Source organism: Paenibacillus spongiae (assembly GCF_024734895.1).
GTDB lineage: Bacteria > Bacillota > Bacilli > Paenibacillales > Paenibacillaceae > Paenibacillus_Z > Paenibacillus_Z spongiae.
The window spans coordinates 5676593-5694165 of the sequence record NZ_CP091430.1 but is presented as its reverse complement, the minus strand read 5'-3'; the positions used below and the strand labels follow the sequence as shown (position 1 = coordinate 5694165).

Annotated in this window: 11 protein-coding genes; all 11 read left to right on the top strand. The window is 48.1% G+C overall.

From position 1 onward, the window contains the following. Window positions 1-44: 44 nt before the first annotated feature. Window positions 45-2939, top strand: a complete 2895-nt coding sequence (locus L1F29_RS25770; RefSeq protein WP_258384891.1) for an extracellular solute-binding protein — start codon at window positions 45-47, stop codon at window positions 2937-2939. Then, the gene (locus tag L1F29_RS25765; protein WP_258384890.1) at window positions 2929-3918 is read left to right on the top strand and encodes a carbohydrate ABC transporter permease; all 990 of its coding nucleotides are present in this window, start codon (window positions 2929-2931) and stop codon (window positions 3916-3918) included. Before L1F29_RS25770 ends, L1F29_RS25765 begins: the two co-directional genes overlap by 11 nt. Further along, a complete protein-coding gene (locus L1F29_RS25760; protein WP_258384889.1) occupies window positions 3918-4832 on the top strand; it encodes a carbohydrate ABC transporter permease in 915 nt (304 codons plus the stop codon). The genes L1F29_RS25765 and L1F29_RS25760 overlap by 1 nt, the downstream gene beginning before the upstream one ends. 24 nt (window positions 4833-4856) lie before the next feature. Further along, on the top strand, window positions 4857-6971 hold the full coding sequence (locus L1F29_RS25755; RefSeq protein ID WP_258384888.1) for a YIP1 family protein: 2115 nt from the start codon (window positions 4857-4859) through the stop codon (window positions 6969-6971). Beyond that, window positions 6971-9241 carry a DUF5696 domain-containing protein gene (locus tag L1F29_RS25750; protein ID WP_258389808.1) on the top strand — a complete coding sequence of 757 codons (2271 nt, stop codon included), beginning with the start codon at window positions 6971-6973 and terminating at the stop codon, window positions 9239-9241. The genes L1F29_RS25755 and L1F29_RS25750 overlap by 1 nt, the downstream gene beginning before the upstream one ends. A gap of 1 nt (window position 9242) precedes the next feature. Then, window positions 9243-10115: a carbohydrate ABC transporter permease gene (locus L1F29_RS25745; RefSeq protein WP_258384887.1), complete on the top strand. Its 873-nt coding sequence runs from the start codon at window positions 9243-9245 to the stop codon at window positions 10113-10115. A 15-nt stretch (window positions 10116-10130) separates the two neighbouring features. Then, window positions 10131-11096, top strand: coding sequence for a carbohydrate ABC transporter permease (locus tag L1F29_RS25740; RefSeq protein ID WP_258384886.1), 966 nt, complete (start codon window positions 10131-10133; stop codon window positions 11094-11096). A gap of 204 nt (window positions 11097-11300) precedes the next feature. Further along, a complete protein-coding gene (locus L1F29_RS25735) occupies window positions 11301-12665 on the top strand; it encodes an ABC transporter substrate-binding protein (protein WP_258384885.1) in 1365 nt (454 codons plus the stop codon). A 158-nt stretch (window positions 12666-12823) separates the two neighbouring features. Further along, window positions 12824-14593, top strand: coding sequence for a right-handed parallel beta-helix repeat-containing protein (locus L1F29_RS25730; RefSeq protein ID WP_258384884.1), 1770 nt, complete (start codon window positions 12824-12826; stop codon window positions 14591-14593). A 180-nt stretch (window positions 14594-14773) separates the two neighbouring features. Next, window positions 14774-16138, top strand: a complete 1365-nt coding sequence (locus tag L1F29_RS25725; protein ID WP_258384883.1) for an ABC transporter substrate-binding protein — start codon at window positions 14774-14776, stop codon at window positions 16136-16138. A gap of 39 nt (window positions 16139-16177) precedes the next feature. Continuing rightward, on the top strand, window positions 16178-17560 hold the full coding sequence (locus L1F29_RS25720) for an ABC transporter substrate-binding protein (protein ID WP_258384882.1): 1383 nt from the start codon (window positions 16178-16180) through the stop codon (window positions 17558-17560). The last annotated feature ends 13 nt before the right edge of the window (window positions 17561-17573 follow it).

Below are 17573 nucleotides of genomic sequence, written 5' to 3'. Positions count from 1 at the left end.
GATTGTTACTCCTTATCTTAGCTGTTGCCCTAATAGGTGTCCCGGTGTTATCGGATCATGCGCAAGGTGAGCCCAAAGCTGCCGATCAGGGCAGTGAAAATAGGATCATTCAAGATGTTTCGACTCGCGAGCCCTATTTCTATTCGATGGCGAACAAATGGGAACATGATAACGTTCCGGCAGGAGCCCAAGAAATCCGGATTGAAGCAAGAACTTTCAGTGCGAAGTCGGATGACGCTGAAGTTTCTGTCGGCTCCTATCAAGGTGAAGACAACGTTCTTTTATGGTCTAAGCCTAAGGGTTGGGTGGAGTATGAAGTAAATGCGGAGAAAGAGGGAATTTATGAACTGGAAACCGAATATTTCCCATATATTCCAGATGACGGAGGACACCGGCAATCGGTTATGATGAGTGTCCGGATCAATGGAGACTTCCCGTTTCGTGAAGCGCATTCCATTGCTCTGGAAAGGCAGTTTGCTGAAGCGAGACCGGAGAAATACGATGATGCCGGCAATCAGCTGCGCTCCTTGATCCGTGAGGAGACAAGCTGGAAAACGGCTTCTTTTCGCGATTCGGAAGGAGCTTACAGCCAGCCGTTGCTGTGGCATTTGAATAAAGGGAAGAATACGATTCGTATCGAAGCGATTCGTGAGCCGGTCGCCGTGAAAGCATTCCGTCTACAAGCTCCGAAAGTCTTGCCTGCCTATGATGACGTAAAAAAAACGTATCCTGACGTTTCTGCAAACGGAAACAAAGAAGTCATTGCAATCGAGGGCGAGCAGTTCAGTTATAAAAACTCATCGTCCATTCAAACGCAATACGACCGCAGTCCGCATACGAAGCCGGCATCGCTCGATCTGGTTCGTTACAATACGATTGGCGGCACGGGATGGAATAAGGGCGGTCAAGCGATAACTTGGGAATTCGAAGCGCCGAAAGACGGCGTTTACCATTTGACCTTGCGCGCAAAACAAAGCTTGCGTAAAAATATGTCCGTATTCCGCAATATTTATATCGATGGAAAAATTCCTTTTCAAGAAATGAAAAACGTTCAGTTTCCCTACAGCGGCGATTGGAAAGGGATCACCCTGGAAAATCCGGAAGGGGAGCCTTATGAATTTTATTTCACCAAAGGAAAGCATTCGATCAAGATGGAATCGACATATGAGCCTTACGTGCCGATTATCCTCCAAATCGACCAAATCTCCAAAGAGCTGCGCGATGTTGCCAGAGAGCTGCGCAATGCTACAGGAAACAGCAATGACCCTTACCGGGTGTGGAACATCGATAAAGATATACCGGGTATGAAGGAAAGGCTGGATACGCTGAAGACGCAATTTACACAATTGACGGATCAAATGCTGGCTATTAATAAGGTAACCGACAATGTGTCGCAAGCTTTTAAAACGAGCGCGAAAGATTTGGAAGATTTGCTCAAAGATCCAAACGAAATTCCATATAGTCAATTGACGATCGGTACGCTGCAAGAGAAGATCGAGACGCAGCGCAAAGATTTGATGGATACGCCGTTTCAGATCGATCGGATCTTTGTTTCAGAGCCGAAAGCGAAATTGCCCAGAATGGAATCTAACTTCTTCGAGAAGTCGTGGAATATGGTTACATCGACATTTTATTCGTTTACAAATGAAAACCAGCTCGATAAGCAATCTGACGATGAGCTGAACATCTGGATGTTCAAAGGCCGAGACTACGTTGACGAGCTGCAGCAGCTGGCCAATGAACGATTTACGCCGGAGCATGGCATTAAAGTTCGGATCAACTTGATTCAGTCTGCCGATTTGATCGTTCTTGGCAAGGCGGCGGGCATTCTGCCCGATATCGCGATTGGGGTAAACAGCGGATCGATTTTTGATTATGCATTGCGGGACGCGATTTACGATTTTTCGAAGTTCCCGGACTCCAAGCGGCTCATCGATAAATTCCATCCGGGCATCATGCAGCCTTATCGCTATGACGGAGGGATTTACGGCATTCCGGAAACCAACAACTTTAATATCATGTTCTATCGAAAAGACATCTTGCAGCAGCTTGGCTTGACCGTTCCGCAAACGTGGGATGACGTGTACAAGATGCTGCCAACGCTGCTCCAGAACGAGGCCAACTTCTATGTGCCGCCGGATAACTATTCCTTCTTTTTCTTCCAGAAGGGTGTAGAGCTGTACACGAAGGATGGACTTTCGAGCGCATTAAGCGAGCCGCAAGCATTCGAAGCGTTCAAACAATGGACGGACTTGTACAATGTCTTCGGACTGGAACGTCAAGTCAATAGTTTCTATCAACAATTCAGAGACGGCACATTGCCAATCGGGATCGGCGATTTCAACAGCTATATGCAATTGCTTGTTGCGGCGCCGGAAATTATGAACGAGTGGGCGATTGCGCCGATTCCCGGTACGAAACAATCGGACGGCACGATTGCCAGGTGGGCTGCAGGCGGAGCGCCAACGGCAAACGTTTTGTTCAACGACACGCCCGCAGAAAAACGCGAGCTCGCTTGGGAATTCATGAAATGGTATATGTCCGATGACATCCAAACCGAATTTGGTCTAAACCTGGAGCAATATCGCGGTGAGACGTTCCGCTGGAACTCGGCCAATGTTCAAGCATTCGCAAACATGCCTTGGAAGCAGGAAGATCTCGATGTCATTCTCGAACAATGGCAATGGATTAAAGAATATCCGAACGTTCCCGGCGGATATATGACCACTCGTGAGATTGGATTTGCCTGGAACAAAGTAGCCATTGATCAGCAAAATCCACGGATTGCACTGGAACAGGCGGTTAAAGAAATCAATCGTGAGATGAAACGCAAGCAGCAAGAATTTAATTATATCGATGCGGAAGGGCATGTGCTGAAAAAACTGGATTTAGAAACCATTTCAGAACCGTGGAAAGGAGTGAACCTGAATGACAGGTAATGCAACGGCCCTTTCCGAGAAGCGGAGCAGCGCTCCGGCAGTTGGAACGAAGCCAAGCATTTCGCGGCGAATCCATGGTTTGATGATAGAAATGTGGAAATACCGTCTCTCTTATGCTTTTATATTTCCTTTTATGGCGATGTTCATCATCTTTATTCTGATCCCTGTTGTTGCCGGTGTTCTGCTCAGTTTCACTTATTTTAACGCTTTCGACTTCCCGGCTTGGCGCGGATGGCTTAACTATCAGAACCTGTTCTCGCAAGATGTCGTATTTTTGCAGCATGTGCTGCCGAACTCGTTCAAATTCGCGGTATTCGTAGGTCCGGTTGGTTACCTGCTCGCCTTCTTGCTTGCTTGGCTAATCTCCCAGCTGCCCAGTACGCTGCGTACCTGGTATGCGCTTGCGATGTACGCGCCGTCGTTGTCCGCCGGTGTTGCGATGACCGTCGTATGGACGGTCATGTTTACCGGAGACCGCTCCGGTTATATTAACAGCTTCTTGCTCAAGTGGGGCATTATCGATAAGCCGGTCTATTTATTGCTCGATCAAGATTATTTGCTGAACATTATGATCGTCATCTCGATATGGTCCTCGATGGGGATTGGATTCCTGGCTATTTTGGCCGGTATTCTCAATGTGGACAAACAATTGTACGAAGCGGGTAAAATTGACGGGATATCAAGCCGTCTGCAGGAAGTATGGTATATTACGGTGCCGATGATGAAACCGCAGATGATGTTCGCAGCCATCATGGCGATCGTTCATACGATTAAATCCGGCGGCATTGGCGTTCAATTGTCCGGCAGCAACCCGACGCCGAATTATGCCGGTCAGTTATTGCTCGATCATATCGGCGACTATGGATTTATCCGGTTCGAGCTTGGTTATGCCAGTGCGATATCCATCTTCGTTCTTCTGTTGTGTTACGTGCTCAGTAAATTTTTTGGCTTTTTATTTGCGCCGAAGGAGGATGAATAATGCAGGCATCTCGTTTGATTGTGATGAAGCGAAGATTAACCGTCAAGTGGGAAGATTTCGTGCTTGCGATAAGATTGCTTGAGCGAGCGCAGATCTGGATCGCCATTTTACTGTTGCCGCTTGCAGCATTCATGCTTCTTCCGCTCGTATATCTGTTCAATCATGCGTTCAAGCCGCTGCATGAGCTGTTTCTATTCCCGCCGACTTTTATTGTCAGAGAGCCAACCACTGGCAATTTTGCGGAATTGCTTGCCTTGTCTGAATCAACCATTGTCCCGGTATCCCGGTATATATTTAACAGCATTGTAGTAACATTTCTTTCTACCATTGCAATGGTCGTCACGGGTGCGATGTGCGCTTACCCGCTGTCCAAGCATCCGTTTCCAGGATCGAAATTCGTATTGGGTCTAATCATGCTGGCTTTGCTTTTCGCAACGGAGGCGGTTGCGATCCCACGTTTTATCGTGATCCAAAGCCTTGGCATCATGAATACATACCTCGGCCACGTGCTGCCGTTAGTCGCCTTGCCGGTCGGTGTTTTTCTGTTGAAACAGTTCATGGACCAGATCCCGAACGACTTAATGGAAGCAGCCAAAATTGACGGCGCGCGAGAATTTACCATATTTATGCGTATCGTGATCCCGCTCGTCAATCCGGCAATTGCAACGATTTCCATTCTCGCTTTTCAATCCGCGTGGGGAAATACGGAGACATCAACCCTGTTCATGCAGGAAGACGCGATGAAAACGCTGCCTTTCTATATGAGCACATTAACATCCGGTCTTGCGAACTCTGTAGCCAGACAGGGAGCCGCTGCAGCTGGGGCATTGATCATGTTTATCCCGCCTCTGGTCGTATTTATCATTTCCCAGCGGAAAGTCATCGCGACGATGGCGCATTCGGGGATTAAATAAGCAGAGGAGAACGGAGGTTATGCCATGCATAAGCATCTTGGCAAATGGAAATTTTCGATTTGGCTCGTCTGTCTAATTTCCTTGACGGTATTCCCGATGGAAGCGATCGCCGATGTGCCTTATCGAACGTTTACGAAAAATAGCTACGGACGTACGATCTTGACTCAACCCGCCTATTCTCCGGCAGGCGTTCTGGCGCAGGAGATTCCAATCGCGGGCGATAAGGGCGAGGTCGAGTATACAACGCTGCAGCGGCCGCAGGATCTGTTTATTGCGCCTGGCGATGATATGTATATTGCCGATACGGACAACAATCGAATTGTTCATCTCAATGAGCAAGGCGAGCTCGTCAAGATCATCACCGTGCCTGAAAGTCCGCTGAAGCAGCCGCAAGGCGTATTTGTTGCCGAGAACGGAGATATCTATATCGCCGATACGGGAAACAAGCGGGTTGTCCAATTGAACAGCCATGGCGAATGGATCAGAGAAATCGGCCGTCCGGAATCGCGGTATGTGAATGAAGCGTTTGTTTACGAGCCGACGAATATGGTTGTCGACCAACGCGGATTTATATACGTCGTATCCAAAGGAAGCTATAACGGCATCGTCCAATTCAACCCGGAAGGCAAATTCGATAAATTTTTCGGAACGAATAAAACGGAAGTCACTCCAATGGATATCATTCGCAGACAATTTTATTCGAAGGAACAGTTAAGCCGGCAAGTTCGATTACTGCCCGTTTCGATCCGCAACATCGATATCGATGAGCGAGGCTTCATCTATACGGTTTCCGGTTCCAAAACAGAGCAAATCAAAAAAATGAACATTCGCGGAGAGAATGTATGGAAAGATATCGAGTTCAACAAAAATATGAGATCTTTCTCCGACCTGGACAAAAAGGATGACAAACTGGTTGCGGAGATTACGGACGCTTCCGTGGACAGCAACGGCAACGTGGCGATTATCGATAAATCGCGGAACATCATTTCCCAATATGATGCAAACGGAACGTTGCTGTTCTATTGGAACGGACGTTCCGTCGTTGGAAAATCGCTTGTCGGATTGACGGCGGCTCCGGTTGCGGTAGAAAGCAATTCGAAAGGTCTTCTTTATATTTTGGACGAAGCGCTTGGTCTCATCCAGGTGTATGAACCAACCGAGTTTGGCGCAGCCGTTCATGAAGCGTACAGGCTGATGCAGGAAGGGAAATATTCGGAGGCGGAGAAGCATTGGGACAACGTGCTGAAGTTGAACGCGCACTTCTCTCCAGCCTATGAAGGACTCGCGCAGGCTGCATTTTTCCGAGGCGAATATGAGCGTTCGAGGGATTTGTTTAAGCTTGCAGGCGATGGTGAAGGATACTCCGATTCATTCTGGCAAATTCGTTTGCAATGGTTCCAGGCAAACTTCTCTACATTGGCTAACAGTGTGATTATCGCGGTTATCTTGTTATGGTTCTTCGCTTTCCTGAAGAAAAAATTCAAGTTCCGCGTCATCCCGACAATGAGCAGGCTGAAACGCCAGACATGGTACCAGCAGGCGAAGCATGTGTTTTATACGTTGAAGCATCCGCTGGACGGCTTTGGCGATTTGCGTTTTCTGAGTAAAGGCGGTTATACGAGCGCCATCATCATTTTATTGTTAACGATCGGAACGATTCTTGTGAAATCGTATTATACGAGCTTTACATTCAATCCGGTTCCGGTTTATGCCAAAGGTTCGACGTCTACGCTGACGATCTTCTTGGCAACGTGGCTGTCATGGGTCATTTGCAATTATTTGATCGGTTCCATCCGGCAAGGCGAAGCACGGTTTAAGGACGTGTTCGTTGGAAGCTCCTATTCGTTAGTCCCGGTCGTATTGCTGGGGCTACCGCTGGCAGCCCTCTCGAATATGTTTACGCTTAGCGAAATGTCGATTTACGGCTCAATCGGGACAGGAATGATGTTGTGGTGCGGACTATTATTTTTCTGGAATATCCAGGCGCTGCAAAACTATGGTGTCGGAGAAGCGGTAGTCAATATTCTGCTTACGGTCCTAACGATGATTATCTTATGGGTCGTCATATTCATCTTGATCGGATTGTCGTCTGAATTTTTCAGCTTTGTTTATACCATTTATCAGGAGGTGTCGATGTGATGCGTTTGTTCCGCACCGGAAAACTGCCCATAATCGCTGTGATCGGCATCTTATCCGCATCGATGCTCAGCAGCTTCATCTATGCAAATTCCGACTCTACGGATCGGACCGCAAAGGTAAAGTCCAGCGTTCGTATAGCCTCGGCTTCCAAGCCAAGCGGAAGCTTGCCGGACGAAACCCGGTTCCAGCCCATTGCTGAAAATATGAGGCTGGAGCTTAAAGCCGACCCAACTTCCGGACACTTTACGGTAACAAGCAAACAAACAGGGGAAATATGGCGTTCCTTTCCGAACTCGGAAAATTGGCAGGATAAGCTGAATACGGATGCGTGGAAAGTTCATCTTGGCTCTCCTTTTATGTTCCGTTATTTGGAGTTCAATACACGCAAAGATTTGCTTATCGAATCGAACTTTAATGCGCAAGGTGGAACGGTCACCCAGTTTGAACCAACGGACAGCGGTTTCAAAATCCGTTACGAGATGCCGAATATCGGCTTCATTATTCCGGTAGAAGTAAAGCTCGGCGAAGATTTCGTCGAAACGAAAATATTGGCGGACGGCTTGGTTGATGAAAAGGTGTATCCGAAAGACCAGAAGGATCCGAAGGCCAGACTGGCGTCCATTCGTTTATTCCCGTTTTTGGGCGCGCAGACGTCGGACAATGAGGACGGCTTCTTGTTCATTCCGGACGGTCCGGGTGCGCTGCTCGACTTTAAAAAGCATCGTACGGGTACGCAGAACCTCTATTCGGAACGCATATATGGGGATGACTGGGCATACAGCAACCGCAACACGATGTCCGACCGCAATCCGGTTTCATTGCCGGTTTTCGGGATGAAATCGAATAAACAAGCGGTACTCGGCGTCGTTGCCGAAGGGGAAGAGTATGCAAACATTGTTGCGGCGCCTTCAGGATCGTTCAGCCAATACAACTGGGTGACGCCCGAGTACCAATACCGGTTTAAGTTTTTCCAGCCGACCGATACGAAGAAGCTTAACGGCTACTTGACTTACAGTCCGGAGATTACGAAGTCGGATCGGGCGACTCGTTATTATTTCATCGATGAGCAAAATAACCGTGAGATCGATTACGTTACGCTCGCTGAACGCTATCGTGCGCATTTGATGCAGGAATACGGGATGAAACCGCTGACGAATGCCAAGTTGAAGCTCCAGCTTCATCTGCTTGGCGGCGATACGGAAGACGGATTTTTGTGGGACTCTTATTTGCCGCTGACCACGACGGAAGAGGCCGCCAAGATCGTACAGGATTTGCTCGCGGTTGGCGTGAAGGATATGGACATTTCCTATCTCGGGTGGCAAAACGACGGCTATAGCGAATACGGCGGCGCATTCCCGGTTCCGAAAAAACTTGGCGGCAGCGACGGGATGAAGAAATTTGCCGATTATGCGCATTCAAAAGGCATTTCGGTGTACCTTGACGCATCTTCCTACACTTTTAACAGCGGCAGTAAGGATGGGTTCCGAAAAAACCGGGACGGTCTGCGCGATCTGGGCTCCTCTATTATCGAGACGAGAGATACGGTTGTCAGTCCCCGATTTATGGAGAACGTTTTTCTAGACGATTTGGAGGAAGCGAAGTCGCTTGGGATCGACGGCTACCTCCTCGGTCAAGGAATCGGAAGTGTCTTAAATACCGACTATAACGAAAGTTATGTGTCGAGCAGAGAGCAATCCAAGCAAATTCAGGCCCGGATGTTTGAGCAAACGAAAGAGGCGCTCGGCGATGTGCAAGTTGCAAAAGGCAACGAGTATACCTTGCAATTTATAAGCCATTTGGACAACCTGCCATCCACCTATTCTTATGATTTGTTTGTCGATCGCATCGTCCCTTTTGCGCAAATCGCGCTTCATGGCCTGACGACTTATTCGTTCAATTACGCCAACTTGAGCGATGACTACAGGGAGGCCTTCTTGAAAGGCATCGAATACGGCGCTGTCCCGTCTTTCGTCGTAACCTATGCTCAGTCCGAGGAATTGCTAAAATCATTAAATTTACAACAATTTTACAGCACAAATTATAGAGACTGGATTCAAGAGATGGAATCGCAATATAAGAAATACGAAGAAGCGCTCGGCGATGTGCAGGACAAGTTCATTACGGGGCATCGTGAATTGATGAGCGGGGTTTATGAAACGACATACAGCAACGGCAAACAAATTATTGTGAATTATAACAATAAGAAGGTTACGGCCGGCAGCCATGTTGTCGAGGCGAAAGATTACATCGTCAACCAGGGAGGTGCGTAACATGGCAGGAAAACGAATCCTTTCCGCCAAGACGTCCCGCAAGCTGGAAGGAACGCTGTTTATGGCGCCGTGGTTGATCGGATTTATCGCTTTCTTAGGATTTCCGCTTCTCTTCTCGCTTTATATGAGCTTTCATCAAGTTAAGATTTTGCCGAAAAGAATCGTTTACGATTTTGTCGGGTTGAAATATTATCAGGAAATTTTATTCAACAGCTCGGCTTTATACGATCAATTGATTCCTTATTTCCAAGAAGTCGTTCTCATGGTGCCGGTTATCGTTATTTTCGCCTTAATGATCGCGATCATGCTGAATCAGAAGCTGCCGGGACGATTTATATTCCGTGCGATTTTTTTCTTGCCGGTTATATTCTCTACGGGCGCCGTCTTAATGTCGTTCATGAATCAAGGCGAAGGCAACCTCGGTTTCCTCGAACGGTTTAATGTCGGCGGTTATATCGATATGTTCCTTGGGGATAATTCATGGGCAAAACCGGTGAAGCAAGTCATGAATCATTTTGTTCTGGTCTTATGGTATTCCGGCGTGCAAATTTTATTGTTTATTGCCGGACTTCAGACGATTTCGAGCTCTGCCTACGAATCTGCCCGCATTGATGGTGCAACGCCGTGGGAAGTGTTCTGGAAAATAACGCTTCCGGCGATGTCGCCGTTTATTTTGCTGAACCTGATTTATACGGTAGTGGATATGTTTACGTTCCCGTCCAACCCTGTTATTTCGCTCATCACTACGGGCAATTACGGCTATAACAGCGCGATGGCATGGATTTACTTCTTGATTATTATTGCATTCCTTGGATTCGTCATTTTGCTCTATGGCAGAATAAATCGGAAACATGCCAAAGCAAATCGAGGATAAGGAGGGAGGAAGCGGATGATGAAGGTAAATTTAGCAGCGCGCGCCAAACAAAAATGGACGACGAAACGCAGCTTGAGCAAAATTCGGTATATGGTGCTAGGCAGAGAAATCAATCAAGGTCTTATTTTTAAATTGGCATTGTATTCCGTATTAATCATAACTTCTTACATTTATATGAATCCGATTATTAAAATGCTCGTGAAGATGGTTATGAGCATCAAAGATTTGATCGATCCGACCGTGACGTGGATTCCATCTTCCATCTATTTGGGCCACGTCGCCGAAGCATGGAAGCTGCTTGATTATCCGAGGTCGCTTGCCGTCAGTTTGTTTATCGCGGTAACGGCGGCCGTGCTGCATTGCATCGCGTGCGGACTTGCGGGTTATGCGCTCGCAAGACTTGACGTTCCGTTCAAAAAAACGGTTTTTCTCCTTGTCATATCGGCATTCATCATTCCACCGCAAGTCATCATTTTGCCGACGATTATGGCGTATACGGAGCTTGGATTGAACGGGCATCTGCTGACGCTGATCTTGCCTTCCGTGTTCGGTTTCGGGGTGAAGGGTGCGTTATTTGTCATCATTTTCCGCCAGTTTTTCTTGACGCAGCCGAAGGCATTGGAAGAAGCGGCGCGTATTGACGGCGCCAATGCATTGAAGTTTTATGCCCGTGTCATGTTTCCTTTGGCCAAGCCGGCTATCCTTGTCGTGTTCTTGTTTTCATTCGTATGGACGTGGAATGATACGTATTATCCGCGAATGTTCCTTGGAGCAAGCGAGAATATGCCGTTGGCGCTGAAAATCTCCTATATCGATCGCAACTTGACGGCGTTTATTCAAGAAGGCGGGTTTCCGGAATTTTTGGCCGAACCGATCAAGATGGGCGCAAGCTTCCTTGTTATTTTGCCTCCCCTGCTGATCTACTTGTTCGCGCAGCGCTATTTTGTCGAGAGTGTTGAGCGTACCGGTCTGGTTGAATAGGAAAAGTCGTAGCTGCCACTTAACCGGGGCTTCCTCGAGGCCCCGCCGGGCTACAGACAATCTCCACGTCAGCTTACGATTCGGCAAGAATCGATGGAGCCATGCCACCCCTGCTCATTTTTTTTGGCAGCGGAGCGTTATTTCACCCGATATAGGAGGTGATGTGGTACCAGTAAGAGGGAGGAATAAGTCTGGAAAGATGGTTTGGACGAAAGAATTCATGAGGAGGGTAATCGATCGATGAAAAGAACGACGGTGGTTGCGTTAACGTTCGTTTTGACGGTATTGATTATTGCAGGATGTTCTTCTAATAATGGTTCTAATTCCAATTCCGGCAACCAGAAAGGCTTAAAGCAGGACACAAGCGAGAACGTTAGCACACAAGACGCGGATGGCGATGCAGCGAAGCCGGTACCGGCAGAGCAAGTGACAATCAAATTGTTATCGCCATTTGGGGCGGAGTTATCCGAAAAAAGATACCGGCCGATTGAGAAGATGTTACCGAACATCAAGCTGGAAATAATTGAAGGAAAGCTTGAAGAACTGCATGCTCAAAACATTGTTCCCGATATCGTTGTGACAGGGTGGGGGTTCTCACAATATGAAAAAGAGTCAAGCGAACCTCTGGATGATTTGATTAAAAAACATCAATTCGATCTAGGAGCATTGAATTCTTCATTAGTTGCATCCGAGCGGGCATCCGACAAAGAAAATAGACTGATGAGTCTGCCCAATTCGAACGATGTTGTCGTTATGTACTACAACAAGACGGTGTTTGATAAATTTGGGGTATCGTACCCGACTGATAGTATGACTTGGGACGATATGATCGATGCTGCGAAACAGATGACGGCAGAGCGGGAAGGCGTGAAATATCGCGGATTGGAAATGCGTTCGGAAATTGGTTTTGGACTGCAGCAATTTGGCGTAAACCTGACCGATCCAGCAACCGGGGATGTGTTATTTGCGAAAGATCCGCGTGTGATCAAATATTTCGAGCTATTAAAGAAAATATACAGTATTCCGGGGATGGCAGAGGACGCGGATCCTTTCGGCCCGTTTCTTGAAGGAAAAGTCGGGATGCTGCTCACCTCCGCGCAGTATATGCGTTGGGCAGTGCCGGCGGATTTAGCCGCTCGGATAGATTTTGCAGCCGCTCCCGTATGGGCCGATAATCCTGGAACGACAATGGTAAGCCGCAGCTATTCGCATAATATGATCAATAAGTACAGCGAGCATAAGGATGAGGCATTCCAGGTGCTAGCCGCATATTACTCCCCTGAAATCCAGACGATGTTGACTCGGGGCGCCGAGGAAGTAACGCCGCTCACGGATCAGGACATTCAAGCCCAATTCGGCGCGGATCTTCCGAATTTTCAAGGCAAAAATGTGAAAGCGATTTTTATGTATACGCCTGCCAAACCACCGGAAGTCATTAGCACCTGGGATGCCCACGTGAATTTGGATCAAGGCACTTTCATTACATCGGAAATGAATATACCAGAGTTCCTGCGCGTGAAGACAGAAGAAGCGCAGATCAAAATTAAGGAGGCAAAAGGCCAGCAGTAGCATGGAGAGGAGACATGGATCATGGAAGCACAGGTTCTCGTATCGCTGCTCGCAGGCTGCAGACGAAATCCGAGAATCAAGCTGATGACAAAAACACGTCAGTGCCGTCCGCCAATATAACGGAGGAAGAGCTGACGCAAAAAAGGAACTGATTGTCGATGCAACAACTGAAAGAGGCAAAAGTCATTCGAGTAACCGATTACGGCGCAAAGCCCGATTCCGGGGAGGATACCGTATCGTCCATTCGATTAGCCATTAAAGCGGCTGCCGCAGTGAATGAGCCCGTTGTTATCGAATTTCCTTATGGACGATACGATTTGTACCCGGATCATGCCGATCAGGCTCTGTGCTGCATATCGAATACGACAACGGAAGAAGAAAACCCGGACAATACGAAAACCTTCGGTCTGCTTCTGCAAGGACTGAACCACGTAACGATTGAAGGCAACGGGTCGTTATTGATGTTTCACGGAAAAATGACGTTGCTCGCCGTGATCAGCTGCAGCGACATCGAAATCCGCAACTTGAACACCGACTATGCGCATCCGACGATGGCGGAAATGACGGTTGAGGTTGTCGAAGAGCGAACGATGGACGTTCGCGTTCACCCTGACAGCCGATACGAATTGGAGCGGGATCGCCTGTTTTGGATCGGATTGGGGTGGCGGTTCACAAACGGCCTGGCGCAGCTGTACGATCCGACGAATAATTCGACGTGGCGCGTACCGAATCCGGTTTCGATCGCCATGAAGGTCGAGGAGCTTGCGCCGAACCGGCTTCGCTTACACTTTGACCGGAGGTCCGACGCCTCCGTCGGGCAGACGTTCCAAATGCGGGACGGCATTCGGGATCAGGTCGGCGCATTCGTTGCCCGAAGCAGCAATGTGATCTTCAAGCAAGTTGGCATGCATTATATGCATGGGCTTGGTATCGTCGGTCAATTCAGCGAAAATCTCGTTTTCGACCGGATGACATTGGCGCCTCGTCCCGACTCTGGACGTACGGCAGCGGCATTCGCGGACTTCCTTCATCTCTCCGGCTGCCGTGGGCGAATCACAATTCAAGACAGCTTGTTCGAGGGAGCCCATGACGATCCGATCAATGTTCACGGCACGCATTTGCGAATTATCGGTAAGCCTGCGCCGGCTCAGTTGGTTGTCCGGTTCATGCATGGCCAAACGTTCGGCTTCGAGGCGTTTTTCCCCGGTGACGAGATTGAATTCGTGCGTGAAAACTCATTGCTTGCATATGACAGCAATACCGTCAAGGAGGCCCGGTTATTGAATCCGCGGGAAATGCTGCTGACCCTGGAGCGGCCTGCGCCGGAGCATATCGAGACTAACGATGTCATTGAGAACGTTACATGGACGCCGGAGGTAGAGATTCGCGGCAATCGTTTTGCGCGCATTCCGACACGCGGCATTCTAGTAACGACGCGGAGAAAGGTGACCATTGAAAACAACGTATTCGAGCGTATGCGAATGAGCGGTATTCTTATCGCAAACGATGCGGGAAGCTGGTTCGAATCCGGCAGGGCGCAAGATGTGACGATTCGCGGCAATACGTTTCTCCAATGCGGAAGCGCCGCCGATCCCGTGATCTGGATTCATCCGGAGAACACGGACACGTCCCATGAAACGCCCGTGCATGAGCATATTGTCATTGAAGACAACACGTTCGAGACAATCGGCAATCGTGTAATGGATGCTAAGAGCACCCGCCATGTACGGTTTAGCCGAAACCGCATCGTAGTCGGCGATCAAGATCATGCCCAATCGTTCATCCGCCTTCACGCTTGCAGCGATGCGGAAATCGGCGGAAACCGCTTCGAAGGCAATGACAGCATGCCATGCGTCGAACTGCGCGGTATGCCGCGGGAAGAAGTTTCATTAATAGAAAGTCCGTCAGTAGAACTTATTGTGGTCTGACGGGACAACTTCCGGCCTTTTCTACATTGTCATCAGAGTATTTTGCGGTTAAGGGGGTGATTGCCCGGTGCCGGTATGCCGATCGTGTACGGTTGTTTTGTAAACGCTGCCTTTTTTGCCGTTGGAAGGTCATGATCCCAGCAGGTTCTCTTCAATCCATGTACAAAGGAGTATCGTTAGATGACAACTGTAAAAAGAAAAGGTTATCTAATTATTCTTATTTTTACCGTTCTCGTATCGCTTCTCGCAGGCTGCAGCCAATCCGAGGATAAAGCGGCCGACAACAACCAGGCCGAGCCGACGGTTAATACTGCCGATGAAGATCAGCCGCAAGAGTCGGAAGATCAGCAAAAACCGCAAGAAGCGCAAAAACAGGTCACCTTGACGATGATCAACTGGGCGGACGATGAATCATGGGAGAAAGATTGGAAAAAACCGGTGGAAAGCAAATTTCCGAACATCAAACTGGAACGATACAACATCATGCCAACGGAGAAGGATTTGGAGGAGCTTTTTGCCGCCAAAAAACTGCCTGATTTGTACTTTGCGCATATGGGACATAAAACAGCACTCGAAAAACAGGAAGTTTTGTATGACATGAGCGATTTAATCGAAACGCGCAATTACGACATCGACCGCTTCAATCCCGGACTGATCGATCGAGTCAAAGTCGAGTCGGGCGGGGGAATAGACTTTTTGCCTTTTATCGTTGACCGTTATGCACTGCATTACAATAAAGACATTTTCGATAAATTCGGCGTGCCTTATCCGCAAGACGGCATAACGTACAATGATATCGTCGATCTGGCCAAAAAAGTTACGGGAGAAATTGGCGGGGTCAAATATTACGGACTGCAGTGGGGATGGGACAGTTTCAATACGATGTCGCAGCATATTCCCGTGATCGATCCGGATACGAAAGAGCCGACGTTTCTAACGGATGACCGCTGGAAATCGTTCTTTGAAGTCGTGAAACAAGTGTATGAAATTCCAGGCAATTTGCCTCCTCGCGAGAAATACCGTGAATATATTTATTCCCGCTTTGTCGACGAACGCAATGTTGCGATGCTGCCGCTCTGGTTTAATGGCGGACAGCTCAGTGACGCCAAGATGAATTGGGATATGGTCAATTATCCGACTTGGGATGAGAATCCAGGGAAAGTTCCGGGCGGGCTGGCTTATTTTCTGGGGGTGACTTCGTTCAGCGAACATAAAGACGAGGCATTCCAGGTCATTGATTATTTGCTGTCCGATGAATATACGATTCAAAGATATCAAGGGAAAGATATTTCATCCTTGGTTCTGCAGTCGCCTGAGGTACGGCAGCAAATCAAGCCTGATCCGAAGTTCGAAGGCGTGAACTACGAGGCTTTGTTTAAGATGGATTTCCATCCGAATCGAACTCAGGTCGAAGAGGATCTATTCGGCAAAACCGTTATCGAACACATGGAAGATATGATTTATGACCATGTCGATATCAATACCCATTTAAGAAAATTGGACGAAATGGCTAGAACATTAATCAAGGAATTGGAAAATAGTTAAGCGGGCCGAAACATTCAAAATAGTGAGGGGATACATACTATGAAATCGATAAGAATGCTTTCATTGATCCTGATTTTATTGTTACTCACAGCATCGATTGCGGCATGTTCGGGCAAAAACTCCGAAGGGGAACAATCAACGAATAAAGAGCAAAATTCTGCTGCTGCGGATGATACTCCGAAACAGGAGGATCAAGATAAACCAGCGGCGACAGAACCGGAATCCGAGAATAAAGAGCAGATTACGCTAAAATTTATGGCGCCTTGGGGCGGGGAATTCGATGAGCGGGTGAAGCCGTTTGTCGAAGAGAAGTTCCCAAACATCAAGATCGAGCTCATCAGCAAATGGGTCGGCAAGCAGGAGTTGGAGGAAACGTTTGCCGCGAAGGAAAATCCGGATATTCTGCTGACCACCGGCGGCTTTGAAGTTCTGAAGGACATGGAGCTGCTGTATCCGCTGGATGATCTGGCGAACCAATTTAACGTTGACTTATCGGCATTCCGGCCGGGTGTGCTCGAATCGATGCGGGTGCGGGACCCTGAAGGCGAAAACCGTTTATTGGGATTTCCGATGGAAGATATTCAGGTAGCGCTTTTTTATAACAAATCGATTTTCGATAAATTCGGCGTACCTTATCCGAAGGACGGAATTACCTGGGAAGAAGTTATCGACCTGGCCAAGAAACTGACAGGAGAAAAAGACGGAGTCAAGTACCACGGGATAGCGAAAAATGGCTTATCGATGCCTTTTATGGAGCTTTCGGCAACCGGTACGGATCCGCAGACGGGTGAAGTGCTGTTCACCAAAGAGCCGAGGTTCAAGAAATACTTCGATCTGCTTGATAAGTTTCGCAGTATCTCCGGCAACTGGGATGTAGAAAAGGAAGAAGACTTGTATTTCCAGAACCAAACAACCGCAATGGCGATATTATCCATTACGAATCTAGCCGGTATGCATGGTACCAAAGGGCTCAGCTTCGATATGGTCAGAGTTCCGGGTTGGGCCGACCAGCCGGATATTACGCCAAACTACGCACCTCTTGCAGTGAGCGTTAATCCGAACAGCGAGCATTTGAAAGAGGCGTTTGAGGTGATTGCATTCCTCGCCTCCAAAGAGCATCAAACAAGGCTGCACCGCCATGGTTCGCCTTCTCCGCTTGGCGATCCGGACCTTGCTGTCCAGTTTGGCGAAGATCAAATGGCAGGCGGCAATAAGCAGTACAATTTACAAGGCGTTTATACAGGTTCAAAAGCTGATCCTGCGTACTCCCCTTTCGGTCCGGATTCCCTTTACTACGGCGAGAACTATGTGGCCGAAAAGGCTTCCGAATTCATAACGTCCAAAGAAGATGTCGTTACGTTCTTGAGAAAAATGGACGAAGATTATGCGATTAAATTGAAAGAGAAGATGAATAAAAAATAACGCTGCAGAGCTC

What these genes read in the sequence shown, in the direction of transcription:
- L1F29_RS25755 (WP_258384888.1), top strand. Translation starts at nt 4,857, where the DNA reads ATGCATAAGCATCTTGGCAAATGGAAATTTTCGATTTGGCTCGTCTGT.
- L1F29_RS25765 (WP_258384890.1), top strand. Translation starts at nt 2,929, where the DNA reads ATGACAGGTAATGCAACGGCCCTTTCCGAGAAGCGGAGCAGCGCTCCG.
- L1F29_RS25750 (WP_258389808.1), top strand. Translation starts at nt 6,971, where the DNA reads ATGCGTTTGTTCCGCACCGGAAAACTGCCCATAATCGCTGTGATCGGC.
- L1F29_RS25760 (WP_258384889.1), top strand. Translation starts at nt 3,918, where the DNA reads ATGCAGGCATCTCGTTTGATTGTGATGAAGCGAAGATTAACCGTCAAG.
- L1F29_RS25725 (WP_258384883.1), top strand. Translation starts at nt 14,774, where the DNA reads ATGACAACTGTAAAAAGAAAAGGTTATCTAATTATTCTTATTTTTACC.
- L1F29_RS25745 (WP_258384887.1), top strand. Translation starts at nt 9,243, where the DNA reads ATGGCAGGAAAACGAATCCTTTCCGCCAAGACGTCCCGCAAGCTGGAA.
- L1F29_RS25740 (WP_258384886.1), top strand. Translation starts at nt 10,131, where the DNA reads ATGATGAAGGTAAATTTAGCAGCGCGCGCCAAACAAAAATGGACGACG.
- L1F29_RS25730 (WP_258384884.1), top strand. Translation starts at nt 12,824, where the DNA reads ATGCAACAACTGAAAGAGGCAAAAGTCATTCGAGTAACCGATTACGGC.
- L1F29_RS25720 (WP_258384882.1), top strand. Translation starts at nt 16,178, where the DNA reads ATGAAATCGATAAGAATGCTTTCATTGATCCTGATTTTATTGTTACTC.